This is a genomic window from Desulfobacula phenolica (assembly GCF_900105645.1).
Lineage (GTDB): Bacteria > Desulfobacterota > Desulfobacteria > Desulfobacterales > Desulfobacteraceae > Desulfobacula > Desulfobacula toluolica.
Map to the genome: position 1 here is coordinate 111,323 of NZ_FNLL01000011.1, position 25,940 is coordinate 137,262.

General features: G+C 42.4%; 20 protein-coding genes. 6 read left to right on the forward strand and 14 right to left on the reverse strand.

Annotated features, from left to right (window positions below):
- Nucleotides 1-169 precede the first annotated feature (169 nt).
- The 7 genes from BLT94_RS17170 to clpB form a co-directional block, all read right to left on the reverse strand.
- Entirely contained in the window at nucleotides 170-2,302 is a 2,133-nt protein-coding gene (locus BLT94_RS17170) for an EAL domain-containing protein (protein WP_092236809.1), read from the reverse strand.
- Nucleotides 2,299-5,214, reverse strand: coding sequence for a response regulator (locus BLT94_RS17175; protein WP_092236812.1), 2,916 nt, complete (start codon nucleotides 5,212-5,214; stop codon nucleotides 2,299-2,301). Before BLT94_RS17175 ends, BLT94_RS17170 begins: the two co-directional genes overlap by 4 nt.
- Nucleotides 5,211-5,792, reverse strand: a complete 582-nt coding sequence (locus BLT94_RS17180; RefSeq protein WP_092236815.1) for a YfiR family protein — start codon at nucleotides 5,790-5,792, stop codon at nucleotides 5,211-5,213. Before BLT94_RS17180 ends, BLT94_RS17175 begins: the two co-directional genes overlap by 4 nt.
- A 9-nt stretch (nucleotides 5,793-5,801) precedes the next feature.
- Nucleotides 5,802-7,700, reverse strand: coding sequence for a TonB-dependent receptor plug domain-containing protein (locus BLT94_RS17185; protein ID WP_245743163.1), 1,899 nt, complete (start codon nucleotides 7,698-7,700; stop codon nucleotides 5,802-5,804).
- A 513-nt stretch (nucleotides 7,701-8,213) separates the two neighbouring features.
- On the reverse strand, nucleotides 8,214-8,747 hold the full coding sequence (locus BLT94_RS17190; RefSeq protein ID WP_175530396.1) for an NUDIX hydrolase: 534 nt from the start codon (nucleotides 8,745-8,747) through the stop codon (nucleotides 8,214-8,216).
- Nucleotides 8,748-8,895: 148 nt separating this feature from the next.
- Nucleotides 8,896-11,451 (reverse strand): ATP-dependent helicase HrpB, encoded by a 2,556-nt coding sequence (hrpB, locus tag BLT94_RS17195; protein ID WP_092236820.1) that lies wholly within the window; start codon nucleotides 11,449-11,451, stop codon nucleotides 8,896-8,898.
- Nucleotides 11,452-11,569: 118 nt separating this feature from the next.
- Nucleotides 11,570-14,158: an ATP-dependent chaperone ClpB gene (clpB, locus tag BLT94_RS17200; RefSeq protein ID WP_092236821.1), complete on the reverse strand. Its 2,589-nt coding sequence runs from the start codon at nucleotides 14,156-14,158 to the stop codon at nucleotides 11,570-11,572.
- A gap of 219 nt (nucleotides 14,159-14,377) precedes the next feature.
- Here clpB and BLT94_RS17205 point away from each other — a divergent pair, with 219 nt between their 5' ends.
- The 3 genes from BLT94_RS17205 to cysK are packed head-to-tail and all read left to right on the forward strand — an operon-like array spanning nucleotide 14,378 to nucleotide 16,675.
- On the forward strand, nucleotides 14,378-14,773 hold the full coding sequence (locus BLT94_RS17205) for a helix-turn-helix domain-containing protein (RefSeq protein WP_014955793.1): 396 nt from the start codon (nucleotides 14,378-14,380) through the stop codon (nucleotides 14,771-14,773).
- Between the two features lie 5 nt (nucleotides 14,774-14,778).
- Complete coding sequence (locus tag BLT94_RS17210) at nucleotides 14,779-15,765, forward strand: serine O-acetyltransferase (protein WP_014955792.1); 987 nt, start codon at nucleotides 14,779-14,781, stop codon at nucleotides 15,763-15,765.
- Complete coding sequence (cysK, locus tag BLT94_RS17215; protein WP_092236822.1) at nucleotides 15,749-16,675, forward strand: cysteine synthase A; 927 nt, start codon at nucleotides 15,749-15,751, stop codon at nucleotides 16,673-16,675. The genes BLT94_RS17210 and cysK overlap by 17 nt, the downstream gene beginning before the upstream one ends.
- A 9-nt stretch (nucleotides 16,676-16,684) precedes the next feature.
- Here the strand turns inward: cysK and BLT94_RS17220 are convergent, their stop codons facing one another.
- The 6 genes from BLT94_RS17220 to BLT94_RS22555 all read right to left on the reverse strand — a co-directional run bounded on the left by BLT94_RS17220 (nucleotide 16,685) and on the right by BLT94_RS22555 (nucleotide 21,359).
- Nucleotides 16,685-17,527: a CoB--CoM heterodisulfide reductase iron-sulfur subunit B family protein gene (locus BLT94_RS17220; RefSeq protein WP_139169058.1), complete on the reverse strand. Its 843-nt coding sequence runs from the start codon at nucleotides 17,525-17,527 to the stop codon at nucleotides 16,685-16,687.
- A gap of 16 nt (nucleotides 17,528-17,543) precedes the next feature.
- The gene (locus tag BLT94_RS17225) at nucleotides 17,544-18,098 is read right to left on the reverse strand and encodes a 4Fe-4S dicluster domain-containing protein (RefSeq protein WP_092236824.1); all 555 of its coding nucleotides are present in this window, start codon (nucleotides 18,096-18,098) and stop codon (nucleotides 17,544-17,546) included.
- The gene (gene nifS / locus BLT94_RS17230) at nucleotides 18,095-19,267 is read right to left on the reverse strand and encodes a cysteine desulfurase NifS (RefSeq protein ID WP_014955789.1); all 1,173 of its coding nucleotides are present in this window, start codon (nucleotides 19,265-19,267) and stop codon (nucleotides 18,095-18,097) included. The genes BLT94_RS17225 and nifS overlap by 4 nt, the downstream gene beginning before the upstream one ends.
- Before the next feature lie 10 nt (nucleotides 19,268-19,277).
- Nucleotides 19,278-19,841 carry a Fe-S cluster assembly protein NifU gene (gene nifU / locus BLT94_RS17235; protein WP_014955788.1) on the reverse strand — a complete coding sequence of 188 codons (564 nt, stop codon included), beginning with the start codon at nucleotides 19,839-19,841 and terminating at the stop codon, nucleotides 19,278-19,280.
- 191 nt (nucleotides 19,842-20,032) lie between these two features.
- Nucleotides 20,033-20,758, reverse strand: a complete 726-nt coding sequence (locus BLT94_RS17240; protein ID WP_014955787.1) for a TIGR02757 family protein — start codon at nucleotides 20,756-20,758, stop codon at nucleotides 20,033-20,035.
- A gap of 478 nt (nucleotides 20,759-21,236) precedes the next feature.
- A complete protein-coding gene (locus BLT94_RS22555; RefSeq protein WP_281243406.1) occupies nucleotides 21,237-21,359 on the reverse strand; it encodes a hypothetical protein in 123 nt (40 codons plus the stop codon).
- Between the two features lie 279 nt (nucleotides 21,360-21,638).
- On the opposite strand from BLT94_RS22555, the gene BLT94_RS17245 reads away from it, so the two are divergent.
- Nucleotides 21,639-22,073, forward strand: a complete 435-nt coding sequence (locus BLT94_RS17245; protein ID WP_092236825.1) for a sensor histidine kinase — start codon at nucleotides 21,639-21,641, stop codon at nucleotides 22,071-22,073.
- 170 nt (nucleotides 22,074-22,243) lie between these two features.
- Here the strand turns inward: BLT94_RS17245 and BLT94_RS17250 are convergent, their stop codons facing one another.
- A complete protein-coding gene (locus BLT94_RS17250) occupies nucleotides 22,244-23,539 on the reverse strand; it encodes an ammonium transporter (protein ID WP_014955786.1) in 1,296 nt (431 codons plus the stop codon).
- A gap of 862 nt (nucleotides 23,540-24,401) precedes the next feature.
- On the opposite strand from BLT94_RS17250, the gene BLT94_RS17260 reads away from it, so the two are divergent.
- A complete protein-coding gene (locus BLT94_RS17260) occupies nucleotides 24,402-24,980 on the forward strand; it encodes a class I SAM-dependent methyltransferase (protein WP_092236828.1) in 579 nt (192 codons plus the stop codon).
- Between the two features lie 216 nt (nucleotides 24,981-25,196).
- Entirely contained in the window at nucleotides 25,197-25,934 is a 738-nt protein-coding gene (locus BLT94_RS17265) for a basic amino acid ABC transporter substrate-binding protein (protein ID WP_092236830.1), read from the forward strand.
- The last annotated feature ends 6 nt before the right edge of the window (nucleotides 25,935-25,940 follow it).

A 25,940-nucleotide genomic window follows, 5' to 3' on the forward strand; every position in this document is an offset into this window, starting at 1 on the left:
TAATTGAATACCTTGAGATTGAACACCGCAGTTAAGAACTTTTTATTCAGTAATTAGAACGATACCATTACAAAATGATTACAGGCAAGTTTTATTTTTACGACGCCTTTATCATACCGCCCCTTTGACCAGTTCGATATTTTAACGAATACTTATTTAAAAAAGAGGTTTAAAGAGAACCTATGGCAAGAAGTTTTGTGAATTCATCTTTGGAAACAGGCCTCTTGAAATAGTATCCTTGTGCTTCGTCGCAGCCTATTTTTTTCATCAAATGATATTGTTCTTCGGTTTCAATTCCTTCTGCAACAATTTTTTTACCCAGACTGTGTCCCATTGCAATGATTGCCTTGATAATCACAAGATTCTTGTTTTTTGAGGTGCAGTTCATGACAAACGACCGGTCAATTTTTATGGTATCCACAGGAAAAGACATCAAATAATTTAATGATGAATACCCTGTACCAAAGTCATCCAATGCGATTTTCAGATTCATGTCCTTGATTTTTTTCAGCGTGGATATTGTTTCTTCATTATCCTGCATGAGAATATTTTCAGTGATTTCTATCTCAATATTTTGGGCACCAAAAGATATGTTTTGAAGGACATTGTTAATGGTCTCAATTATTTTTTGCTTGGCCAGCTTGTAACCTGACAGGTTTACTGCAATCCTGATGGGTCTAAACCCCTGTTTGATCCATTTTTCAACCTGATAGCATGCCGTAAAAAGAACCCATTTGTTGATTTGAATAATAACTTCGGATTCTTCTGCAATGGGTATGAATTTATCCGGCGAAATTATTCCTTTAAGAGGGTGTTTCCATCTAATCAACGCTTCCGCACCAACTATTTTTCGGTTCGATAGATCCAGTTGAGGTTGATAGTACAAAAAGAACTCTTTGTTTTTAAGCGCTTTTTTGATGTCCCTGTCTATGGCAAACCGCTCAATCGCAGCCTTGTTCATGGAATTCATAAAATATTGATAGGTGTTTCGTCCTTGATTCTTTGCGTGATACATTGCGGTGTCGGCATTTTTTAAAAGAATATCAGCCCTGTTGCCATCCTCGGGAAAGACACTGATCCCGATGCTTGTGGTTATGGATACTTCATTGCCTTCAAAAATGTGAACAGCCGGAATTGCCTTGAGCAGCCTGTTGGCAATCAGTGCTGCATATTCCGGATCTTTAAGATCAGCTATCAAAATGGTAAATTCATCGCCTCCAAGCCGGGCGATCAACAAATCATTTTGTCTGGCCTGTTTGTCGATTCTTGTTGCAGAATCACTGTTCCTTATCGAATTTTTTATGGTTTCAGCCACTTTTTTAAGCAGCATGTCACCGATATGATGGCCTAAGGTATCATTAACACGTTTAAAATTATCCAGATCAAGAAACAGCAATGCAAAATGTTTTTTTTCCCGAATGGAATACATTATGGTATGGTCCAGGCGGTCCATGAAAAGCATACGATTTGCAAGGCCGGTCAAGCTGTCATAAAAAGCGAGAAGCCGTATTTCCTCTTCTGCTTTTTTCAACTGGGTTACATCCTGAACAATGCCAAGCATCAAAATAGATTGGGTCTGTTCATCAAAAATCACCTCTGATTTATTCAATATATGCTTGTATGACCCGTTCACGGAATGAATTCGATAATTCTGATTGGATGGATTTTTTGTCTTGAATGCTTTCTCAAGTGTTTCTTCTACAAGGTCTTTGTCCTCATTAATAATCGGACTTAAAAAATCATTAAATGTAACTTTTTTGTTGTTATTATTCAATCCCAGCAATTGACAAGCTTCCAGAGAACAATGAAATTCATTGGTCACCAGATCAAACTGCCAGGTTCCGATTTTGGCAAGTTCCTGGGTTTTTGCAAGACGGCTTCTGCTGATATCTATTTCCCTGAATGCATGACCTGCACGCAGCATGTATTTGACCCGCTGGCCCAGCATGACCAGATTTAACGGTTTGGTTACAAAGCCGTTGGCACCGACATCAAAAGCCTTTTTCGTTGATTCAGTATCTTCAAGGCCGGTTACCATAAGGATTTGGGCATAGTTTCCGTCAGGGGATTGCCGGATCATTTTACACGCATCAAACCCATCCATATCCGGCATCATCACATCCATCAGAATAATATCCGGTTTTTCAGATTTAAACAGTTCGACTCCCTGCCTGCCGTTTTTGGCTTCAATGGCATCAAATCCGAATTTTTTCAATGCTGCCATGATAAGGAGCCTTAAAGAAGGCTCATCATCCACGACCAATGCCAACGGTTTTTTTCTTTTTTCGTCTGTATTAATCATAATCGCCTGATCTCCATCTCTAAAGCGGATTTGACTTTAATAAATTCAGACTCAATCTCATCAATACAAGGCTGGGCATTCTCTATGGCATTGTTCCGGCAACTCATTTCAAGTTCTTTACTTATTTCAGACAACCGCATTGCTCCCATATTAGCACTTGATGATTTAAGATTGTGTGCTAAAATTTGTAGATCCTTGACAGTGACTTTTGATATTTTGCATTTCAGGTCAGATATTTTGGATTCCGTACTTTCTATATATGTGTTAATCACGCGGGGTAAAATGCTTGGTTCTCCTTCCATCTGAAGATCCTTGATTATTTGAATTGCATTGGGATCAATCACGGTTGAAGATTGAGGATTATCAGTAGAATTATTATTTTCCGGGCATTCATGGAGAATATTTGAGCCATGTTTTTTTGGGTTGATTTCCTGTTGTAATTCCCGGTCTTTTCCTGAAACAGACCAGCGGTTAATAATAAACTGCAACATTTCCGACTTAAAGGGTTTGCTTAAATAATCGTCCATGCCGGCAGCCAGGCATTTTTCTCTGTCCCCTTCCAGTGCATGAGCTGTCAATGCCACGATGGGTGTTCTTATGTTTAATGCTTTTTCATGCTTCCGTATTTCTCCGGCAGCCTGATAACCATCCATTTCAGGCATTTGACAATCCATTAAAACAAGATCCGGCAATTCTTTCAAAAATATTTCAACCGCTTGACTGCCGTTGACGGCAAGACTAACCCGGCAGCCGAATTTTCTTAACATTCCCATGGTAACTTCCTGGTTTGTCAAATTGTCTTCTGCCACAAGGATATGGAGATCGAACGGTTTTATTTCCTTTTCAGAAGGTTGCCGGGTGACCGCCTGAAACCGTTCGCCCTTTAATGTTTGACTCAAGACTTTTAACAGCGAATTTTGTAAATCCGATTGTCTGACCGGTTTTGTCAAATACGCATCAACGCCTGAATGCATTGCCTTTTGGTCCTCGCCGCTTATCCATACAGACGTGAGCATAATGATTGAGGGCTTTTTCAAATCCGGGGCCGCCTTTATTCTCCTGATCACCTCAAAACCGTCCATATCCGGCATATTCATGTCCAGAAGGACTAAATCAAATGGAACATTTTCCTGTTGTGCAATTTGCAGCTTTTTCAAGCCTTCGGCTCCCCTGAGGCTGGAATCGGATTTCATACAAAAACAGGCAATCTGTCCTTCAAGTATTTCCAGATTGGTGGGGTTGTCATCTATAATAAGGACTTTCAGTCCTTTTAATGTATCGTTATTTATCAAGCCTGTTTTTTGAGGGTTTTCACGGTTTTTTCTCATGGGCAATGTAAAAAAGAATTCACTTCCTCTGCCCGGACTGCTGTCACACTTTAACACCCCGCCCATTAAAGATACAAGCTCCCTGGAAATTGTCAGTCCAAGCCCTGTTCCGCCGTATTTCCGTGTTGTGGAACCGTCAAGCTGGGAAAACGCTTTAAAAAGCCTTACGCGATCCTGGGGATTGATCCCCACGCCTGTATCCTTGATGGAGATATTCAGATTAACCCTGTTGTTATCCTTCCTGGTTGTGGAGACCTTGATAACAATTTCCCCTTTTTCCGTAAACTTAATTGCATTCCCGATCAGATTTGTCAGAACCTGCCTGAGCCTTGTGGGATCTCCCTTCAGACATATGCGGGTTCCCCGTTTAATAGCCACAATCAGTTCCAATCTTTTACTGTGGGCCTGGGATGCAAGAAGCTGGGAAACATCTTCAATCAGCTGCTCCAAATTAAAATCAATCATCTCCAGTTCAAGTTTTCCAGCTTCTATTTTAGAAAAATCAAGAATATCATTGATGATTTCCAAGAGTGATTCGCCTGAGTTCTGGATGGTTTCAGCATATCGATGCTGATTTTCAGACAGCCTTGTGGTAAGCAAAAGCTCTGTCATTCCCAGAACACCATTCATGGGGGTTCTTATTTCATGGCTCATATTGGCCAAAAATTGAGATTTGACTCTGCTGACTTCTTCTGCCTGTTCTTTGGCTTTTTCAAGGTTCTTTACCATGATTTCAAGATCTTTTTTTGCCTGAGAAAGATCTTCTGTCCTCAGCTCAACCATTTTTTCAAGACCTGAACTGTATTTTTTCAGCTCTTCATCCCTGGCTTGAATTTCTTCAATCATTTCATTGAAATGGTCCACCAATAGCCCGAATTCATCTTTGCGTTGCTTTTTGACGCGAACCTGATAGTTTTTTTGTTCCGATACTTTATGCATGGAATCAATAACCTCAAACATCGGCCCTGTAATAAAAGACTGCATTCTGGCAGATAAAAGCAACACCACAATCAATGTGATGAAGACAATACCGCCCACGACCAGATAATAGGCATTTAACCGTTTTTTGACCTGCTGCATATTATCAATCAGATGTATTCCTCCCAAAAAGCTTCCTTTCACAATCACCGGTCGTATCAAATGGATATGATCCTTTAATAAAAAGCTCAGTATTCCCTGGTCTTTTAATTGATTCAGGGTGTCTTTAGGACTGGGGTAAACTTTTCTAAATTCGGAAATAATGGTTTCTGCATCAATGGATTTCCGGCTGTATTTGCTATAAATGCTTCCGGTTTTATCATACAAAACGGCAACAATAATTTCCGGTTTGGCCGCCAGGGAAGCCAGATTTTCCAGAGCAGCCTGCTCATCATCAAACACCAGTGCAGGGCCGCTGTTCAACGCAACAAAATCCGCCATGGATTGCAGTTCTCCGACAAGTGTTTTCCTGGTATTGTATTTTTCATTAATAATCAGCGCTGTAGAAACCATGAATAATGTCAGTAAGGCTGTAACTCCCAGAAGGCATATGAGTTTGATCCGGATTGAAAAATTTTGTATGGATAATTTTGAACCGGTTTTCATTTTTGTTCTCCCACAATAACAGCAAGGTTTAATAAACGGGAACTCAGTTTAAGTCCCTGTTTTTTTGCCGCGCCAGGGTTGATTTCAAATTGCAGGCGGTCATTTTTTGAAAAAAAATTTATCACGCCGCCAAGTTTTATAAATTCCTTTGTTTCTCCTATGGTTAAAACAGGTTTTCCCTTTAGTTTTAACAGGAGTTTTTCTAAAATTTTGCGATCGATATCCCGGCTGATAAAAACAATATCAAATTCACAGCAGTCTTCTGCCGTGGACAAACGACGAACATGAATTGTTCTTGCCCCGTTATTTTTTTTGTTAAGAGCATTAAACCGTTTTGCAACCAAGATGTCTCCCATAAAGCCGATCCTGTATGGGGGGGCAGTATTGCCGGCAAATGAGGTTTCAGGCCATTGGATAAAACTGGTAAAATTAAATGTAAATGCTGCTTTGACTGCATACTCGTCTATTTCATCGGCCATGACTGTTTTCTCTGCATGAACATAGATGATTAATAGAACAATCAAAGAAATAATCATCTTTTTTAACACATAAATTACAAAATTGTGCAGAAGTGTCATGGATAATTCCTAAAATTGATAGGTCAATTTACCATAAAAACTGCGTTCCACCTCAGTGGCCCGGCTAAAGGCTTCCTGTACAAATTCCATATGGGTTTTATCCAGCAGATTTTGACCAACCAGAGACAGTTCAAGTTGCGGGGTGATTTTCCACCCCAGTCTTAAATCCATTGTCAGATAATCATCAATATCATACTGAAAATTATCCGTAAAAATATAAGAGGCAGATGTGTCATCCACATATCGGAGCCAGGCATCCAGTTCAAGGGTTTTGGTAAGATTAAACTGTCCCCGGGCAGATACCTGGTGCCGGGGGAATCCCCAAATCCCGTTATTATCGGTATTAATAAAACTGTAAGCAAGATTGCATTTAAAAAAATCAGAAGGCTTGAAAATTATTGCGACCCCCCCGCCACAGGAGGTTTCGCTGTAACCGTTTACAAGGTTACTTTCCATGATAATGGCTGTTCCTGTAGAAACAGTCTCCCCGTTTTCAAACATTCTGAGGTTCTCATAATCATTATAGAAAAAGGTCAGGTCCACTGAAAATTTGTGGGTTGGTATGAAGCGGTAGCCCAGTTCATAGGCCATCAATTCTTCAGCGTCAAAATGTTCATTTCCCTTCATATCAATCACCAAAGGAACAACTTTCGGAACAAAAGACGGAGGAAACGCAACTGAAACAGGTGTGGCAACATAGGACAATTTGCCATCGAATTCCGCCCTGGAGGGGGTTCGAACGGCTTTGGAAACGGCTCCCCAGATTTTGTGCCTGGAATTTGCTGCCCACATTAGTCTGGCACTGGGCTGCACCTCGTAACCGCTGTAATCATTATGTTCAAATTTTGAACCAATGGTCAGGCGGACCCGGTCCCGTAAAAAAGATATTTCATCCTGGACAAAGGCACTGTAAAGATTGTCCTGCCGGCTGGTCGGGTCTATGTCAGAAATGATTGAATTGGCATAATCGTCATCAGTATATCGGTATCTTACACCCCATACGATGTCATGACGGGTTCCAGCAGCAAAGCGGTGTTGGAAATCCATATCAAAATTGTCCCGTTTTTCGTCGATAATGTCTTCAATGCGTTTGGTGGTGTCATAGTATACCTGCAGGGAAAAATCTGAACTTGAGGATAACGTGTGCTGCCATCGGGTCAGAAGATTTTTTCCAGACACGGAAGTTTCAACTGGAAACACACCCATGTATGGAAAGTTTTTCTTGTCGACCAGGTTAAGCTCCTGATTGATATCTCCCTCGTAAATATCGCCTTGAACGGTAAGGTTGTCCTTGGGGGTAAGGGTTGAATCCATCCTGAAACCAAATTGGGTTATTTTCCAGTTGTCATCGGCCTTGCCTCCTGTCAGATATTTGAATTCATCCCGTTCTTGGTGTTTGGTATAGATCCGCCAATGGGAATCTTCTCCAAAACAATTGCCATACCTGGCAGAGGCCATGTTTTTTTCCACATTACCGTTGCCGGCACTTACAAGTCCCCCGTGGGTCTCCTTTGTGTGCTTGGTGATAATGTTGATGACACCGTTCACGGCATTGGCACCCCAGAGGGTCGCCCCGGGTCCGCGAATCACCTCAATGCGGTCAACATCTTCCAATAAAATATCGTTGACCTCCCAGTAAACACCTGAATATGTCGGCGTATAAACGCTTCTACCATCAATGAGTACCAGTAATTGCGCAGCAAACCGGCTGTTAAATCCCCTGACGTTTACAGCCCATTTATTTGAATCAATGCGGGCAACCGTAACACCTGGAACCATTCGTAAAGCATCCGGAATATTCGTGACCCCGGAACGTTTTAAATCGTCACCCGTGATAACGAAAATAGCGGCCGCACTTTCTGAAAGATGCTGGCTTTTTTTACTCACAGACGTTACTTTAATATTCATCAGTTCCTCAAGACTTAAGTGTATTAGATCAAGTTCAGAAGCTGACAGACAATTGAAATAAAAGCAAAAATTCATTATGAACACTATTAAAAAAATGAAGTTAAGTTTTTCCCAAAAAAATTTTGGTAATTCCTTGGTACGATTCATATGAGGTTTTCCGCTTTTCAGATTGATACGGTTTAAAACCATGCGCTCAGGATCCAAAATTTAATCCATCTAAAACTGCTCGGATTAAGACCGGTCATCAAACCGTTTAACGCCTCAATTTAAGAATTGATTAAATCTGTAGTCCTTATCAAAGCAATCAATAAATCTGCATTAAATCTGCATTTTTTTTCTTTGGTTCGCCGAATTGTAATCGTGCTTGTGTATTTTTTCGCGAATATTTTATATTAGCAATTGGTTTTAAAAGTAAAACAAAAACATGCTTTTTGTCAAGGAAATATGAAAATAAATTAAACTCTTGCAATAATTTTGCACGTCAGCATCACTCGATAAACAGAGTTTTTTAAATCAACGAAGATCAAAAATTTTAAAGGGGAAATTCCCTTTTTTTCTGTCTTGGAAATAATGTTCCAAGGTTTGTTTGATTACTTCAAAGGCAATATCGTCCCACGGGATATCGTTTTCGTCAAACAACCGGACATCAATGCTTTCATTTGTGGGGCCGAATTCATCAGACATCAGATTTGCCCTGAACATGAAATAGATTTGATCAACAAAAACAATATTAAACAGGCGGTAGGCGTCTATGATACTGACCTTTGCCCTTGTTTCCTCGAGGGTTTCGCGCAGGGCACCGTCCTGAACCGACTCCCCGTTTTCAAGATACCCGGCCGGAAGTGTCCATTTGCCTTTTCTGGGTTCAATATTTCTTTTGCACAGCAACACCTGTCCGTTAAACTCAGGGATGCATCCCACCACCACTTTGGGATTGTTATAATGAACCAGGCCGCAGTTGGTACACACGGACCGGGCATGATCATCATCAACCGGAATTTTCAATTCAGTGGGAGAGCCGCAGGCAGTGCAAAATTTAATATCCATAAAACAATATCTTTCCATTCGTTAAAATTTATTTTCCAATCTTAAAAAGACAGGCTTTCATCAATCCTTTTATGCCCGATTTTTGTGTTATTATTAGCCTGTTTGGAAGATGAGCGCAAGGAGAGAATCAAATTATGCCCGGTTCTTTTTATGACCGTTTCTTTGGTTTTACTCGATTGGTCGGCATGGCACAAAGGGGATCTTCGGGCCAGAAATGTTTCGGATACCGTCCCATCAGGTCTTTTTTTACATCTTTATAGGTGTTTTTCCAGAAGCTTTTAAGATCCGTTGTGATCTGGACAGGTCGTCCGGCAGGGGACAATAGATGAAGGGCAACCGGAATGGCATGACCTGCGATTTTCGGCGTTTCGGTCAGGCCAAACATTTCCTGAAGCCGGACTTCAAGAATCGGTGCATCAAGGATTGTCGCGTTAAGAAAACCGTTTTCACGACAGTAGGTTAATGGTTTTTTAGACCCGCTGGGAACCGTGATATGTGTTGGCGCATTTTTTTCTATGGCCTGCTGCTGCTTCCAGGTCAGGCGGGATAAAAATGCAGATTCAAGATCAATTTTTTCAAGCTGTTTTAAAGAAAAAATTCCTGTAAGAAAAGGTTTAAGCCATGTTTCCATCTGTTTTTCAAGAGCTGTATCCGACATATCCGGCAGATCAGCAAACCGACCGGTATGTTTAAGAAAAATCCCGCGCTGCTTCAGGCTTATTAAGCGTTTGGTCCAGGGCAGCAGGGCAAGTCCTGTTTTTTTTATCTCCCGAATCAGGATGTCACAGGCTTTCTCATGATCAATGTCAGATATGGCCTGTTGCCCAATTAACAGGGCACCAAAAAAGGTGTCTTTTGTTGCCTGTATCATACCGGTTTTTTTATTCCATTTTATGATCTGTCCGGTTTTAAAATCCTTGCTGAAATCCAGCTCAAGCTCCTTTTTGGAATAGGGTGCTGCAAGAAAAATTTTTGCATTCCTGGGATTACCGTCAAGATGAAGGGCAACAATATATTCATTGATGGAGACCGTGTTTGTTTGAGTAAAAAATGTGCCTTTTCCAGATGCCGTTAAAAACGTGTTGTCCCGGTTGTTTCTTTTTTGGGCAATCCGATCAGGATAGGCATGGGCAAGTAGCCTTCCTGCCATTTCCGGGTCTGTTTTCTTAAGTTTGATCCCTAACTTTTTTGCCGTATTTTTTTCGGATTTGATGATCCTGTGAATGATCCTTTTATTTGTCTTGATTCCTTGTTGCAGGATCTTTTGTTTGTTGATTATTGCTTCAATCAATTCCAGGCGAAGGCGGATGTCCGGATCAACTGCGTTTTGATCAAACCGGATAAAATCCCGCTCATTGAGAAATGCAGCTATCCTGCAGGCCAGGAGGCCCTGACCTTTTTCATCTGCTTTGATGATCATATGGGCAAGCCGTGGATGCAGGCCGGCGGCCACTATTTTTTTTCCATGGGGTGTGATTTGTCCTTTTTCATCAATGGCCCCCAGAATTTTAAGCAGATTTTTTGCCTGGTCAAAAGAAGCTTTTTCAGGCTGGTCAAGCCATTTTAATTGTCCGGGCTCTGACACCCCCCAGGCGGCCAGTTCCAAAGCAAATCCGGTCAGATCAACACTTAAAATTTCAGGTTTTGTAAAGGCTTTAAGCAATTGATGGTCATGCTCAGACCACAACCGGTAACACTTTCCAGGTGCGGTCCTGCCTGCCCTCCCCCTTCTCTGGTCGGCAGAGGCTTTTGAAACCGGTATTGTCACAAGACGGCTCATCCCTGTTTGGGGGGAGAACCTTTGCACCCGCATAAGTCCCGAATCAATGACAATACAAATGCCTTCAATGGTGATGGAGGTTTCGGCAATAGATGTGGCCAGTACAATTTTTCGTTTGCCTGATGTTAATGGCCAAAAAACCATGGCCTGCTCTTCTTGAGATAAATTGCCGTATAATGGAAAAACATGAGTCCCTGAATCCAGGGTATCCTCAAGAAGTGACGCCACCCGCTTGATTTCCCCGACACCGGGCAAAAAAACCAATATATCCCCGGAATTTTTTGACATCGCACGCCCTATGGCCAAGGCGCAGGTGGTTTCAATGGGAACAGTTCTGTTTTGTTTGTTTAAAGGAGGAAGATATGTTGTTTTTACGGGAAAGCTTTTTCCTTGTGAAACAATCACCGGTGCAGCGTCCATGATGGTTGACACTGCCGCCACATCCATTGTGGCAGACATGACAAGAATGCGCAAATCATCCCGCAAGGCTTCAACCGACTCCAGGCAGAGGGCAAGCCCAAGATCACTGTGGATATTTCTTTCATGGAATTCATCAAATATCACCAGTCCCACCTCTTCCAGGGACGGGTCCGCCTGAATTTGCCGGGTAAACACACCTTCGGTAACCACTTCAATTCGGGTATCCGGGCCGATTTTCCTGTCCAGCCGAATCTGATACCCAATGGTTTGCCCCACATTCTCGTGCAGACGATCAGCCATATAGGCGGCACAGGATCTGGCTGCCAGACGTCTTGGCTCAAGGAGCAGAATTTTTTTATTTTTCAGCCATGGCTCATCCAGAAGGGCAAGGGGGACATGAGTGGTTTTGCCTGCTCCGGGCGGTGCTTGAACCACAGCCCGCCCTGACGTTTCAAGGGCTTTTTTGATATCGGCAATATGCTGTTGTATGGGTATGAGGGTCATTTATTATTTATTGTGGGCAAACCCGAATGAAATACCCGGTCTGCCCACAGCAGTTATTTAAAAATTGCGATTCAAAGTTTTGACTTACGGATCAGAAGCCTGTGGAGCAATGCAGGTTTTAACTCACCAGATCCAACACCAGTCCGCCGTTTTTTTGAATAAAATTCACTGTATCCCCTTCTGTAAATTCCCCTTTAAGGATCGCCATGGACAAAGGATTTTCAATCTCCTGCTGGATCACCCGTTTTAGCGGCCTGGCACCAAAGGTGGGATCATACCCCTTTTGAGCCAGAAGCGCCATGGCACCGTCATCCAGACTGATTGCAAGGTTGCGCGATTTCAGCCGACCATTGAGTTTTTCGATCTGTATGGCGGCAATCTGCTTGATATCCTCCATTGTCAAGGCATGGAAGGTGATGATCTCATCGATCCGGTTCAAAAACTCCGGCCTGAACACCTCTTTTAAGGCATGGGCGATGCTCTGCTGCGTTTTGTTCTCGTCAAGACCGCTGATACCCGCCTCCTGAAGGAAGCGCGAGCCCACATTCGACGTCATGATGATAATAGTGTTCCGGAAATCCACGGTCCTGCCGTGTCCGTCCGTCATCCGGCCGTCGTCCAGAACCTGGAGCAGCACATTGAACACATCCTGATGAGCTTTTTCAATCTCGTCAAACAGGATCACCGAATAGGGACGACGCCGGACCGCTTCGGTCAGATACCCGCCTTCATCATACCCCACATATCCCGGAGGTGCCCCGATCAGCCTTGCCACGGAATGCTTTTCCATGTATTCGGACATGTCCACTCTCACCATGGCCTGGTCGCTGTCAAAAATAAACTCGGCCAGAGATTTGGCAAGCTCGGTCTTTCCCACCCCTGTCGGCCCCATAAAAATAAAAGTCCCGATTGGACGGTCTTCGGGCTGCAGCCCTGATCTGGCACGCCTGACCGCATTGGATACCGCATCAATGGCTTTTTTCTGGCCTATGACCCGTTTTTTGATATAGCCTTCCATTTGGACCAGTTTTTCCTGCTCTCCTTTCAACATTTTGGACACAGGAATGCCTGTCCAGGTGGAGACCACTTCGGCCACATCCGACTCTTCCACATCCTCTTTGAGCATTCTCTTGTCCTGCTGAAGGTCGTTGAGAGCATGTTTTTTCGACTCAAGATCACGTTGCAGCTGTTCAATGGTGCCGTACCTGATCTTGGCAACCGTTTCCAGGTCTCCATTGCGCTCTGCCACATGAGCCTGAGTCTGGAACCTGTCCATATTCTCCCGGATAGCACTGATATCCTGGATCAACTGCTTTTCATTATCCCAGTGCAGCCTTAAAGGACCGACTTCCTCTTTCATGACGGCAATGTCCATTTCAAGTTTTTCAAGCCGCTCTTTAGATGCCTTGTCTTTTTCCTTGATCAGGGCCTGCCGTTCAATCTGAGCCTGGGTAATTTTTCTCTGGATTTCATCAATGGCCCGTGGCATGGAGTCAATTTCTATCCTCAGACGGGAGGCACATTCGTCAATCAAATCCACTGCCTTGTCCGGCAAAAACCTGTCTGCAATATACCTGTTGGACAGGGTGGCTGCCGCCACAATGGCGGAATCCTTTATCCGTATGCCATGGTGGACCTCATATTTTTCCTTTAATCCTCTTAAGATTGAAATGGTATCCTCCACCGTGGGTTCTTTGGCATAAACCGGCTGAAACCTGCGTTCAAGAGCTGCATCTTTTTCAATGTACTTTCGATATTCGTTCAGCGTGGTGGCACCGACACATCTTAAGGTGCCTCGGGCCAGGGCAGGCTTGAGCATATTGGAGGCATCCACAGATCCTTCTGCAGCCCCTGCCCCGACAACGGTGTGCAGTTCATCAATAAACAACACCACTTCACCTTCTGCAGCTTCCACCTCTTTTAATACCGCCTTGAGCCGCTCTTCAAATTCCCCCCTGAACTTGGCCCCGGCAAGCAATGCACCCATGTCAAGGGCAATCACCCGCCTGTCTTTCAAGGTGTCAGACACGTCCCCTTCCACAATTCTCTGGGCCAGGCCTTCCACGATGGCGGTTTTGCCGACACCTGGCTCACCGATCAGCACGGGATTGTTTTTACGCCGACGTGACAGCACCTGGACGATACGCCGTATTTCCTCGTCCCTTCCAATGACCGGATCAAGTTTTCCGTCCCGGGCCAGGGCCGTTAAATCCCGCCCGAATTTTTCAAGGGCCTGGTATTTTTCTTCAGGATTCTGGTCGGTCACGGTCTGGTTGCCACGAATATCCCTTAATACAGTTAAAATGGCGTCCCGTGTGACCCCGTTTTCTTTCAGAATATCAAATACCGTCCCTTTTATTGTGGCAAGAGACAAAAGAATATGCTCCAGGCTCACATATTGATCCTTCATTTTTTCAGCTTCTGAAAACGATTTATCCAGTATTGCCTTACCCTCCCGGGAAAAATAAACATTGCCTGCACCCGACACCTTGACAAGTTTTTCAACACCTGCCTGAATATTTCTTTTCAGGACATCCACCTGAACACCGATCTTTTTTAATATGGACAACACAATCCCTTGATCATCCTCTACCATGGCCTTTAAAAAATGAACCGGTTCAATGGCCTGGTTACCATACCGTTCCGCCATTTCATGGGCGGATTGCAACAATTCCTGTGATTTTACAGTTAATTTATCAAGTTTCATGACGCCCCTTTCATTATTTTTAATAATCTGTTGCATAAAGTAATACAAGAAAATGTAAGGTCAAGCATCATTTTATATAAAAATCTTGAAAAATCCAAACATATAACAGCCATCCTCCGGATATGCGGTTTCACCATTGACAGCTCCCACTATGTGGTATATGTTTGAAAAAATAAGCAATAAACACAAATAATCCTTTAAATTTAAAAAGAGCCATTAATGGAAAGCAATAATTTTAAAACTATCAGAGCCAGACTGAAAAAAACACAAAAAGAGCTGGCACAGCTTCTTGGAGTTTCCATCAAGGCAATTCACAGTTATGAACAAGGATGGCGCAAAATCCCCCACCACGTTGAACGGCAACTGCTTTTCCTGCTTTCCCGAATAATACTGAACAATGGGAATTCTTCGGACAAATGCTGGGAAATACTGAAATGTCCCGATAAAACCCTTAAAAAATGCCCGGCATGGGAATTTAAAGCCGGTGATATGTGTTGGTTCATCAATGGAACCAAATGCAGTGGTGAAGCACACAATTCATGGGAAGACAAAATGGAAGAATGCAGAAAATGCAAAGTGTTTAAAGGATTTTTTGAAACCCAAAAAGGAATTTAAAAACAATGGATAATTTTTTTAAAAACAATTTATGCCAGACCGTAAGAGAGAATGATTCTGAGCATCGCAAAGAATTATCAAAAATTATTACCACCATTCTGTCATCCATGGAAGATGACAGGTGTTTTGCACATATTGGGGATGAGCCGATCCATTTTTCCACATCCGTAAAGGAAATGATTGATAAATTCCGGGAAATTCTTTTCCCGGGTTATTTTTCAAGTGAAAAAATAGACGGAGTAAATCTTGCCTACAACTTAGGACAAGTGTTATCCCAGCTCTATGAGATCCTGTCCGAACAGATCATTCATGTCCTGAGACACGATTGTCTGCGTTATGGTCAGACATGTTCGGAATGTGAAAACAGGGGCAATGAAATTGCTTTAAAAGTAATCCAGGCTGTCCCGGATCTTCGCATTTCCCTGGCTGAAGATGTAAAAGGTGCCTACGATGGAGACCCTGCTGCAAAAAGCCATGACGAGGTAATTTTTTCTTATCCCGGACTGTATGCAATCACCGTTTACAGGATTGCCAATCTCCTGTTCAAACTGGAAGTTCCGCAACTGCCTAGAATAATGACGGAATATGCCCACAACCAGACCGGAATCGATATTCATCCGGGTGCAAAAATAGGCAAACGATTTGTCATTGACCACGGAACAGGTGTTGTGGTAGGAGAAACAAGTGTCATCGGAAACAATGTCAGGATCTATCAAAATGTAACAATTGGTGCCTTATCTTTGCCCCCAAACGCAGGTGAAAAGCTCAGGGGATCAAAACGACACCCCACCATTAAAGATGATGTTATCATCTATTCCGGGGCCACCATACTGGGAGGAGAAACCATCATTGGAGAACGGTCCGTTGTAGGAGGAAACGTCTGGCTGACCCGTTCTATTCCAGCGGATACCAAAGTGTTTATTGAATCTCCCAGCCTTATTTACAAATACCAGGAAGATCGGGAGGAGCAAAACCATGAATACCAAATCTGATATCACAAAAACCTGCGGCAACACCCCTTTAATCCATATTAAAACCGCAAGCAGAAAAACCGGGGCAAATATTTATGGAAAAACTGAATTTTTCAACCCGGCCGGAAGCGTTAAGGACAGAATCGGTATTGCCATGATCGAAGATGCCCTTGAAACCGGGAAAATCAATTCAAACTCCACAATTGTCGAACCCACAAGCGGGAATACCGGAATTGCTCTTGCATTTGCGGCACGGGTCAAAGGATTAAAACTGATTTTAACCATGCCTGAAACCATGAGCAATGAACGCCGGCAGCTTTTAAAACACCTGGGGGCCACCCTTATCCTGACAGAAGGCCCCAAGGGCATGAAAGGGGCCATTGAAAAGGCAAAAAAAATTGTTGAAGAAACAGCCAATGCCTTTATGCCCGACCAGTTTTCCAACCCTGCCAACCCTGAAATCCATCGAAAAACCACGGCTGTGGAAATCTGGGAGGATACCAATGGAAAAATTGATATATTTGTTGCAGGTGTGGGCACCGGCGGGACCATTACCGGGGGGTCGGAAGTTTTGAAAGAAAAAAATCGCAGCATACAATGTGTGGCTGTTGAACCAGCTGATTCGCCTGTTATTTCCGGCGGCAAGCCCGGACCCCATAAAATCCAGGGTATTGGTGCCGGTTTTATCCCTGAGAATCTGAACATTGATATCCTTGATGAAGTTCTCACCATCACAAACCAGGAGGCCTTTCAGGGTGCAAAAGATCTTGCCCGGGATGAAGGCATTCTTTGCGGTATTTCATCGGGAGCTGCTTTTCATGCAGCCAAAATTCTTGCTTCCCGCCCTGAAAACAAAGACAGGACCATTGTGTTTATTATCTGTGATACAGGAGAAAGATATCTGAGTACAGACCTGTTCAAGACATCCTGAGCCAAAACGTCAGGAAGATATCAAACCTCTTTTTTTCAACAAAGGCACAGGATTTACAATGTGCCGGGGAAACCATTTTTTCCGATCTGCTTCACCCAGTGCCATTGACAGCAATTCGGAAAAATGGAGGATCGGGATCGGGTTTTCAAGACTGCACCGGATTTCAAGATTCAAATGGCACATTGCACAAGCGGTCACCATGCATTCCGCACCTGCTTCCATGGCCTTGAAAATAATTTCATTGACAACCTTTTGGGCAACCCGTGGTTTTGCAACCGACAGGTAGGTTCCGCAGCACCGTGTTCCATATCCGAAACAGATGACATCAGCCCCCAGCGCTCCAAGAGTTTTTTCCAACACCCCTGCATAACTTTTTTCAAACCTCAAGTCCGGCGGCATGGCAAGCATGCAGCCGTAATAAGGAGCCACCTTCAACTGTTTTAATTTTTCTTTGGGCCGTTCAATATTGTCTTTTATATCAATCCGGTTAAAAATCTCAAAAAAAGGAATGATTTCAAGTGTTTCATCAAAAGACTTTCCCCACAGATCTTCATATTTTTGCCTGAGCTGTTTGTCTGATTTGAGTTTCAGATACATGGATTTCATACGGACAAAGCAGCTTGGACAGGCGATCAGCAAAGAAACACCCTTTGGTGCCAGGGATATATTTCTCATGGGAAGTTTTTCAGCCAGATCAAGGTCAATGCTGTGGGCTGAGGACGACCCGCAGCAATTCCAGTCTTCAAGCTCTGTAAGCTCGATATTCACAAGCTCACAAAATTTTAACAGCGACAGGGTGTTTTCATGCCCTGATGCCTTGAGCGAACATCCCGGAAAAAAAGTAAATTGCAATCGCTTTGACCTGGAGTTATTTTTTCGGGAACTGTTTTTTTTTCCTGAAAAGTTTTTCAATGGCGCTCTTATCCTGAATTTTGGATGGTGTTAAATCCAGCTTTCTTTTTTTCAGCATTTTAAGACCCAACCCCATATCGCTGAGAAAATCCATTTTTTTCAACTTATACCGCATCATGATTTCAAGCTTATGGGTTCTGCCATATTTTTTTATGGTGTTCAATACCTGGGTATGAAAATTTAAAATATCAGGCTCCGGCACTTTAATCTTTTTTTCAAGAGCCTTTTTACGAAGGCCGTCCATTACGGCAGGTATGTCAATTGCCATGGGACAGCAACTGCTGCAGGTGTTGCATCCCACACACACCCAGATGGTGGAACTGTTTAATGCGGCCTCTTCTTGTCCAAGCTGAACAAGACGAATGACCGCATTGGGCGCATAATCCATTCCTTCTAAAAAAGGGCAGCCGTTTGTACAGGATTTGCAATGCAGGCAGGTATTAAAATTAATCCCTGCATATTCCCTGATGTCATTGGCAAACTCATCTTGCCCTTTTTCAAAGGGTATCATACCACTTTGCCATCCTTCCAGAAGGGTGACATTTCTCTGAGTTTCTCAATTGCAGGGACAAGAGCTGAAACAATTATATCCATTTCATCCTTTGTATTATAATGGGACAAAGAAAATCTAATGGACCCGTGGGCAGACTTAAACGGCACTTCCATGGCCATGAGTACATGGGAAGGGTCTAAAGATCCAGAGGTGCAGGCTGATCCTGACGAGGCACAGATGCCCTCCCGGTCCAGCAAAAGCAGAATGGATTCTCCTTCCACTGCATCAAATCCTATGGACAAGGTGTTGGGCAGTCTGAGATCCAGATCCCCGTTAACCGATGAACAGGGAATTTTTTCAAGCAGCCGGGTCTGAAGATAATCGCGCAGTTCCCTGACCCTTGTATTCATAACAGGCAAATGCTCTGTGGCAAGTTCACAAGCCCTTCCAAGCCCGATAATGGATACTGTATTTTCCGTGCCTCCCCGGCGTCCCTCTTCCTGGTGTCCGCCGATCAAAAAAGGTGAAAACTTTACTCCCTTTTTCACATACAGCACGCCGATCCCTTTGGGTGCATGAATTTTATGCCCGGAAAGAGACAACATATCCACACCCACCTGTTTCACATCAATGGGAACCTTGCCGCCTGCCTGAACCGCATCCGTATGAAACAAAATACCCTTTTTATTGACTTTTTTAGCGATATCCTCAATGGGGAACAACACCCCTGTTTCATTATTTGCCCACATTAACGAAACAATTGCTGTGTTGTCGGACAGGCTGTCGTACAAAAGATCCAGATTCAGGAGGCCTTTTTTATCCACCGGAACAAAAGTAACTTCATACCCTTTTTTCTTTTGAAGATGCTGATAAAGCTTATTAATAGCGGGATGCTCCACATTGGAGGTAATGATATGCTTTTTTTCAGGAAAAGCATTAAGGGCTGAATAAATAGCACAATTATCACTCTCTGTTCCGCAGCTTGTAAAAATAATTTCATTTGGATCGGCATTGATAAAATTTGCCACACGCTGCCTTGCCTGTTTTATTTTTTTATCAACCTGGTCCCCAAAGGTATGCATGGAAGACGGGTTGCCATAAAATTGCCCAAAATAGGGAAGCATTTCTTCTATAACTTCATCTGCAACTTTTGTTGTGGCATTGTTATCCGTATATACAATTCTCATTTTCGATAAATTATCCTTTGGCTTTAACAGATTCAATAATTTCTTCAATCCTTTCCAGGCACTGGCCGCATCCGCCTCCGGCTTTCAGGTAGTCGGTCACATCTTCGGTGGTTTCAAGGCTGTTTGCCTTGACAGCCTCAATAATCTCCAGATCCGTAACATCAAAGCATTCACAAACCATCTCACCCGGTTTCTCCAGAATCTGAATTCCCCTGTAATCGGCAATGGCTTTTTTCAAAGCTGACTGTCCCATGACCGAACAATGCATTTTTTCCTTTGGCAGACCGCCAAGATAATCTGAAATATCGTCATTGGTAATTTTTGAAGCCTCATCAAGGGTCATTCCCTTAATGATCTCGGTCAAAGCCGAGGAAGAAGCAACAGCGCTTGCACATCCGAAAGTCATAAAAGTTGCATCAACAATTTTCTCATTCTCATCAACTTTTAAAAACAGCTTCAATGCATCACCGCAACTCAAGGACCCTGTTTCACCAACGGCATTGGCCCCTTCCAGTTCACCCACATTCCTGGGCTTTAAAAAATGATCCTTAACCTTATCTGTATAATCCCACATAAACCGTCTCCTTCATCGAATTTTAACCGGATTAAATTTGTCATTTAAATATCTAAGGTTTAAAATACTACAAAGTGGTAGAATGTCAATAAAGTGAAAATCTTTTTTATCTACCATTCCACCCGGCAGCCACAGGTTGTCAAATCAGATGGAGCAACACCTTATACCACACATTGCAGCTCTTTTATCTTTCACCCGCAGACAGCCTTTTTCAAATGTTCCATGCTCATCCCTTTCCTGATACCAAACCGGGTCAGGCAAAAATCATATTTAACCGGATCTTGCCTTAAAACAGTTCTAAACCCCTGTGTGATTTCAAGGGCTGTTTTCAAATCCATACTCTTTCTTTGTGTAAACTCAAGCATAAGCCCTGTCTTATACATATGGGTATCCAGAGGTACAATCAAGATAGAAGGGCTTATTTTATCCCATCCGCCAGGATCAACCTGATCTTTTCTGACCATCCACCTCAAAAACAGATTGCTTCGTTTGCATGCACTTTTCTTTTTCGGATCTGCCAGGAGATGACCCGTTTTATTATGCTGATTCATCTGCTCAAACAAAAAGACAAGCCCTGGTAAAACGTTTTCATCAGTAGATTCAGTTCCCTCATAAAAACAATTTTCAAGAGATGAAAACTTCTTTAAAACCGTCCTGATCCCCCATAACAGGTGAACCAGATGGGACTCATTTGCAAATCTGTATCGAAACCCTTTAAACTCATTCGCCATATCTTTTTTTGTCCGGGTCATCAGGTATGTAAAAGGATCAGGCCCAAGCTTTCCAAGAATATGGCCCACGGTTTTCATGATCTGATCAACCCGGCCATAGGCAAAACAGGCGGCAATGAACCCCGCTATTTCCCGGTTTTTCTTTTCAGGATAATCATACAAAAACAAAAGCGGATCAGGGTCCACATATTGCCTTTTATTATATTGAGAATAAATACATTCAAGTCTGTCCTTTAAAATATAAACTCTCCTTTTACCGCATCAAGAGTACCCGAAATACAACATGATCCACTGTTTTTTTTCGTGCTTGACGACCGCAATAACGGCCATGGCAGATCACTCTGCCACAACAAATAATGAAAGACACTTAATTTCAGCAGGTTAAAAGTTCTTTCATATAAACCGCCACGAGCAGACTTGGTCTTTCATCCATTTTTGCCCACAACAAAGATCGAAAATCTCTGTATGAATCTTTGAAAACTTTCATATAAAAATATTTTTTAACCAAACATCATCATACGTCTTTGGTTTATTAAATCAATCAATCTTTTTAATTATGAGCTTTTGATTTCAAAAAAAGTTTATCTGCCGGCTCCTTACCCCCATAACATGGATAAGCTTGAAACAACAAAAATCAGAGATAAGAATCTAAAGATCGCAAAATTTATATATATCTTCCTTTTTTTATATCATCCAGAATCGTAAGGTTTTTCTTCAATGATTCTTTTGCCAAATGATCAAACAATTTTTTTAAATATTTCTTTATTAAGCTGACTATTTTTCTCATATGATGGCCTCCTGGTCTATTCAAAAACATTTGCACTTAAAAACAGATCCATGGAATAATTTGAATTTGTTTGATTATGAGTTTAAGGGATACAGTTACTGGAGGGTCAAGCATAGATAAAAATATGTTTTCTGCATGTACAAATCATTCAAAATTCATAATATAAAAACGGCAGTGTTTATGACTGAAATAATTACAGATTGATATAAAACAAACAAAAATCTTGAACGACCTGAATGGAGATCTGCAAATGATTTTCTCCGCCCCAAAAGGTGTTTTTTGCACCACAGCAGTCATGAACTGCGTACTCCCATCAGTGTAATCCGGAACAATATCGAACTGTTACAAAAACCAAAGGAAACTTACGGCACCGGGATGCTTGCTGCAACTGAAAAAGAAGCCTGCTGGAAACACCAGCAGAAAAAAGTAATCAACCGCATTGACCGGGCCAGCCTGACCATAAAACACCTGACGGAAACATTACTCTGGCTGAGCCTGAACAATAAAAGCCATCTTCCAAAAAAAGATCTGGACCTGGAGTCTCTTGTCCGAGAACTGACAACTGAAGCTGACTATCTTCTCAGAGATAAAAATGTTGAGGTTGATCTTGATACGGAATCCTTCATTATTCAGTTCCCAGGTTCACCGGCCCGAATTGTGACGGGCAACCTTATTCGGAATGCATTTCAGCATACCTGGCGCGGCAGGGTATAGATCACCCAGGCTGGTAACTGCAAGGACACTTTCTTAAGAATGAATGTTTAGTTCACAGGCGAGACCGTAATTTTTTTTTGCAGCGGTTCCGACTTATTAACAAAGCCGGAACCGCCTATGTAAGATAAAAAGGGAGTAATACAAGAGGCGGGATGCCTGAAATTTTGTATCTATTCTATTTCAAATGCACGTTCGCCGTGAAGGGCATTGTCAAGTCCGGCAAATTCTTCCTCCCTGTCCACCCTCAGTCCGTTGGTCAGCATCCGGGTTACCAGCACCACGATAAGAGTGGCCGTTGCACTGAAAGCAATGGTGCCTACAATGGACAAAAACTGAATCCAAACCTGTCCCGGATTGCCGTAAAACAGGCCTGCCGCCCCTTCAGTGATGGAAGGGGATGCAAAAAGCCCCGTGGCCATAGCTCCCCACATCCCGCACAGGCCGTGTATGCCAAAGGCGTCAAGAGAATCATCATATCCCAACTTCTGCTTGAGTACGGCAACGCCGAAAAAACCGATGATGCCGGCAACAGCCCCGATTACCAGGGCCCCTGCCAAAGTGACAAAGCCTGCAGCAGGGGTGATACCCACAAGACCCGCGATGGCACCGGATGCAAGCCCCAGAAGGGTTGGTTTTTTGCTGTGTTTCCATTCAACAAACAACCAGGCCAGCCCACCCATGGCAGCAGCGGTATTGGTGACCAGGAATGCAGAAGCAGCAATGCCGTCTGCTGCCAGTGCGCTGCCGGCATTAAATCCAAACCATCCAAACCATAACAAGCCAGCGCCAAGGGCAGTAAAACTGACGCTGGACGGAATCATGGATTCTTTTCCATACCCGTTTCGCTTCCCGAGAAACATGGCCAGCACCAGCCCTGAAACACCCGCGTTGATGTGGACAACATTGCCGCCGGCAAAATCAAGGGCACCGATCTTATGCATCCATCCGCCACCCCAGGCCCAGTTGCAAACCGGTGTATATACAAAGGTCACCCATAAAATAGTAAATACAATCCATGAAGAAAATTTCATCCTGTCGACCACGGATCCCAGGATAATGGCAACACCAATACAGGCAAAAGTCATCTGGAACAACACAAAAATAAGAGTGGGGATGGTCCCGGATACGGAATGAATATCAATACCGCTCAAAAAAAAATATTGCAGATTGCCGATAAAAAGGGTTGAGCCCTCACCAAAAGCAAGGGAGTATCCCCACCCAACCCAGACAATACTGGCAAGACAATAGGCAACCAGAATCATGGCAATGGTATTCAGCATGTTTTTATACCGTGACATACCGCCATAAAACAAAGCCAGGCCTGCCGGAGTCATCATCATGACCAGGGCGGTTGATATGGTGACCCAGGCAGTATCTCCCGTATCAATGACTCCTGCTTCTGCAAAGGCACGAGTCGCTGTTAAAAGTACTCCCCCTGAAGACATCAGTATTTTTTTTCCCAACATGATAACGATCCTCTCTTTAAAATCATATTTTCTTTTCAGCTTGTGTCTTTTATTGCATAGAGCAAACCCTGTGCCAGGAAGCGTTCAAAGAATATGACATAGTTTATAACATTCTGAAACCATACGATAAATTTGATGTTTTATATTTAAGAAGAGCAAAAGCTCTCAGTTAATTATCAAATTTATTACGAATTTGAATTTTTCATACTCAAATATACATACAAAAATGTTATATTTCTTTTTGACTCTATTTTAAATTTGATAATTAAGAACAAAAAAACCTTGCCTGGCTTATGGCGGGATGAAAAACAACATATTTGTAGAAAACTGCAAGAGCTAACCTTTGATGGTACAAGGAATATCACCGGGAATGATATCAGGACAGGGAATCAGGATATCCAGCCTGATGGATTTGTAACATAGAAAAACCAATGTTTGGCAAACAGTTCCGTATCCTGTTTGATCTCTCGTGAGTCATAAGTTTTTTAAGTGGATTTAAAGAATTATCATCCACAAATATGGCAAATAGATGAGAATACAATATCTTAAAATTATTCATATATTTTTGCTGTATCATGCAGCATCCAGAAATATTCCCATATTGTATTATTTCATTATTATGTCCAACATTCTGCATAAGATCGATATGAGTTGTTTCTTTTGTCAATACCCCAGATTGTTTATATCAGTCTGGTATTTTAGGTTTAAAAATTACAGGTGGTCGGTAAATACAAATATGCTTGATGATGTACCAATCGTCCAAAATCCATGATATAACAACGGCAGTGTTTATGACTGAAATAATTACAGATTGACACAAAACAGACAAAGGTCTTGAACGACCTGAATGGAGATCTTCAATATGAATAATGCCCATAAAAAACCCAAGGGAGCCGGCAAAAGTAGCTTTGAATTAATCAATCAAAATATATTAACGGACATTTTGCCGGTAAAACCAGGATCTGTTGTTCTTGATTTAGCCTGTGGCAAAGGCATTTATTCCATATTCCTGTCCGATATTGCCGGTGATCAAGGCTTGATTTATGCTGTAGATCTATGGAAAGAAGGTCTTGAGCTTTTAGAGGAACAAATTGAAACCAGGAATATTACCAATATCAAAACCCTTCTGCTGGATGCAACCGAACAGCTCGACATTGATGATTACAGTGTGGATATATGCTTAATGGCCACTGTCCTGCACGATTTTGAAGAAATCAAAAAAGCAGGTGCTGTTTTAAATCAAATCAATACCATACTCAAGCCCGGTGGATGCCTAGCCATTGTAGAATTCAAGAAAATCGAAGCCCCCCCCGGCCCACCTATAAAAATAAGGCTGTCAGAAGATGACGTTGAAAAAATGGTCACTGGATATGGATTTAAAAAAGACAAAACTGCTGATATTGGTGACTACAACTATTTAATGACGTTCCGGTCACGATGAGCCAAAAAATATTAGAAAAACACAATAAATACAAAAAAGGCATGGGTTGATCATTTATACGAAAAAGAATAAATACTAAGATTTTATCCTGCAGCCTGGCTGCCTGGTTGAATTTATTGCTATTTTAGTAAAAAATGTGGTAACAATACCACTTATGTATAAGGCGTAAGAGTAAAAACAAAAAAAACTATACCTAATGATAGGAGATTATTTGTTATGTTGAAAAAAATTTTAATGATTGCCTTGCCCTTGCTCATCTTCATACCCAGTGCCTTTTCTCAAACCATTATTACAGTAGCGGCTGACACCACATGGCCCCCAATGGAGTATGTCAACAAAGATAACGTCATCACAGGTTTTACTCCCGAATTACTGGCTGCCATGGAAAAAGTAAGCGATATTAAATTTGACATCCGGACCACTGGCTGGGATGTTATTTTTGAAGGTCTTGATGCTGGTAAATATGACATGATTGCATCCTCTATTTCCATTACCGGGGAACGTAAGAAAGTCATGAGTTTTAGTGACCCGTATTTTGAAGTTAAGCAGGGCGTTATCACCAAAAAATCTTTGAACATCAAATCTGAAGAAGACTTAAAAGGCAAAAGAGTTGGTGCTCAAAGCGGAACCACGGGCTTTCTGTTGATACAAAAAATTAAAGGTGTGATCATGAAAGCCTACGATGAAATTGGTCCTGCAGTGCAAGATTTAAATAAGGGAAGTATTGATGTCGTCGTATGTGATGATGCTGTTGCAGCAGATTACGCTTTGACAAATGAACAATATTCCAAAGACTTGACACTTGCCTTTTTGCTAAAGTCAGATAAACCCGAATACTTGGGTTTTGCTTTTAAAAAAGGAGCATCCCGGGACAAACAAAAACTGGTGAACGATGCCCTGAAAAAGGTAAAAGAATCTGGTGAATATGATAATATTTTTGAAAATTGGTTCTAATATTAT

Coding starts and splice junctions, on each gene's coding strand:
- BLT94_RS22555 (WP_281243406.1), bottom strand. CDS start 21,359: ATGAGAAAAATAGTCAGCTTAATAAAGAAATATTTAAAAAAATTGTTT.
- BLT94_RS17180 (WP_092236815.1), bottom strand. CDS start 5,792: ATGACACTTCTGCACAATTTTGTAATTTATGTGTTAAAAAAGATGATT.
- nifU (WP_014955788.1), bottom strand. CDS start 19,841: ATGTGGGATTATACAGATAAGGTTAAGGATCATTTTTTAAAGCCCAGG.
- BLT94_RS17170 (WP_092236809.1), bottom strand. CDS start 2,302: ATGATTAATACAGACGAAAAAAGAAAAAAACCGTTGGCATTGGTCGTG.
- BLT94_RS17250 (WP_014955786.1), bottom strand. CDS start 23,539: ATGTTGGGAAAAAAAATACTGATGTCTTCAGGGGGAGTACTTTTAACA.
- nifS (WP_014955789.1), bottom strand. CDS start 19,267: ATGAGAATTGTATATACGGATAACAATGCCACAACAAAAGTTGCAGAT.
- BLT94_RS17205 (WP_014955793.1), top strand. CDS start 14,378: ATGGAAAGCAATAATTTTAAAACTATCAGAGCCAGACTGAAAAAAACA.
- BLT94_RS17265 (WP_092236830.1), top strand. CDS start 25,197: ATGTTGAAAAAAATTTTAATGATTGCCTTGCCCTTGCTCATCTTCATA.
- clpB (WP_092236821.1), bottom strand. CDS start 14,158: ATGAAACTTGATAAATTAACTGTAAAATCACAGGAATTGTTGCAATCC.
- BLT94_RS17190 (WP_175530396.1), bottom strand. CDS start 8,747: ATGGATATTAAATTTTGCACTGCCTGCGGCTCTCCCACTGAATTGAAA.
- BLT94_RS17210 (WP_014955792.1), top strand. CDS start 14,779: ATGGATAATTTTTTTAAAAACAATTTATGCCAGACCGTAAGAGAGAAT.
- BLT94_RS17185 (WP_245743163.1), bottom strand. CDS start 7,700: ATGAATATTAAAGTAACGTCTGTGAGTAAAAAAAGCCAGCATCTTTCA.
- BLT94_RS17175 (WP_092236812.1), bottom strand. CDS start 5,214: ATGAAAACCGGTTCAAAATTATCCATACAAAATTTTTCAATCCGGATC.
- cysK (WP_092236822.1), top strand. CDS start 15,749: ATGAATACCAAATCTGATATCACAAAAACCTGCGGCAACACCCCTTTA.
- hrpB (WP_092236820.1), bottom strand. CDS start 11,451: ATGACCCTCATACCCATACAACAGCATATTGCCGATATCAAAAAAGCC.
- BLT94_RS17225 (WP_092236824.1), bottom strand. CDS start 18,098: ATGATACCCTTTGAAAAAGGGCAAGATGAGTTTGCCAATGACATCAGG.
- BLT94_RS17260 (WP_092236828.1), top strand. CDS start 24,402: ATGAATAATGCCCATAAAAAACCCAAGGGAGCCGGCAAAAGTAGCTTT.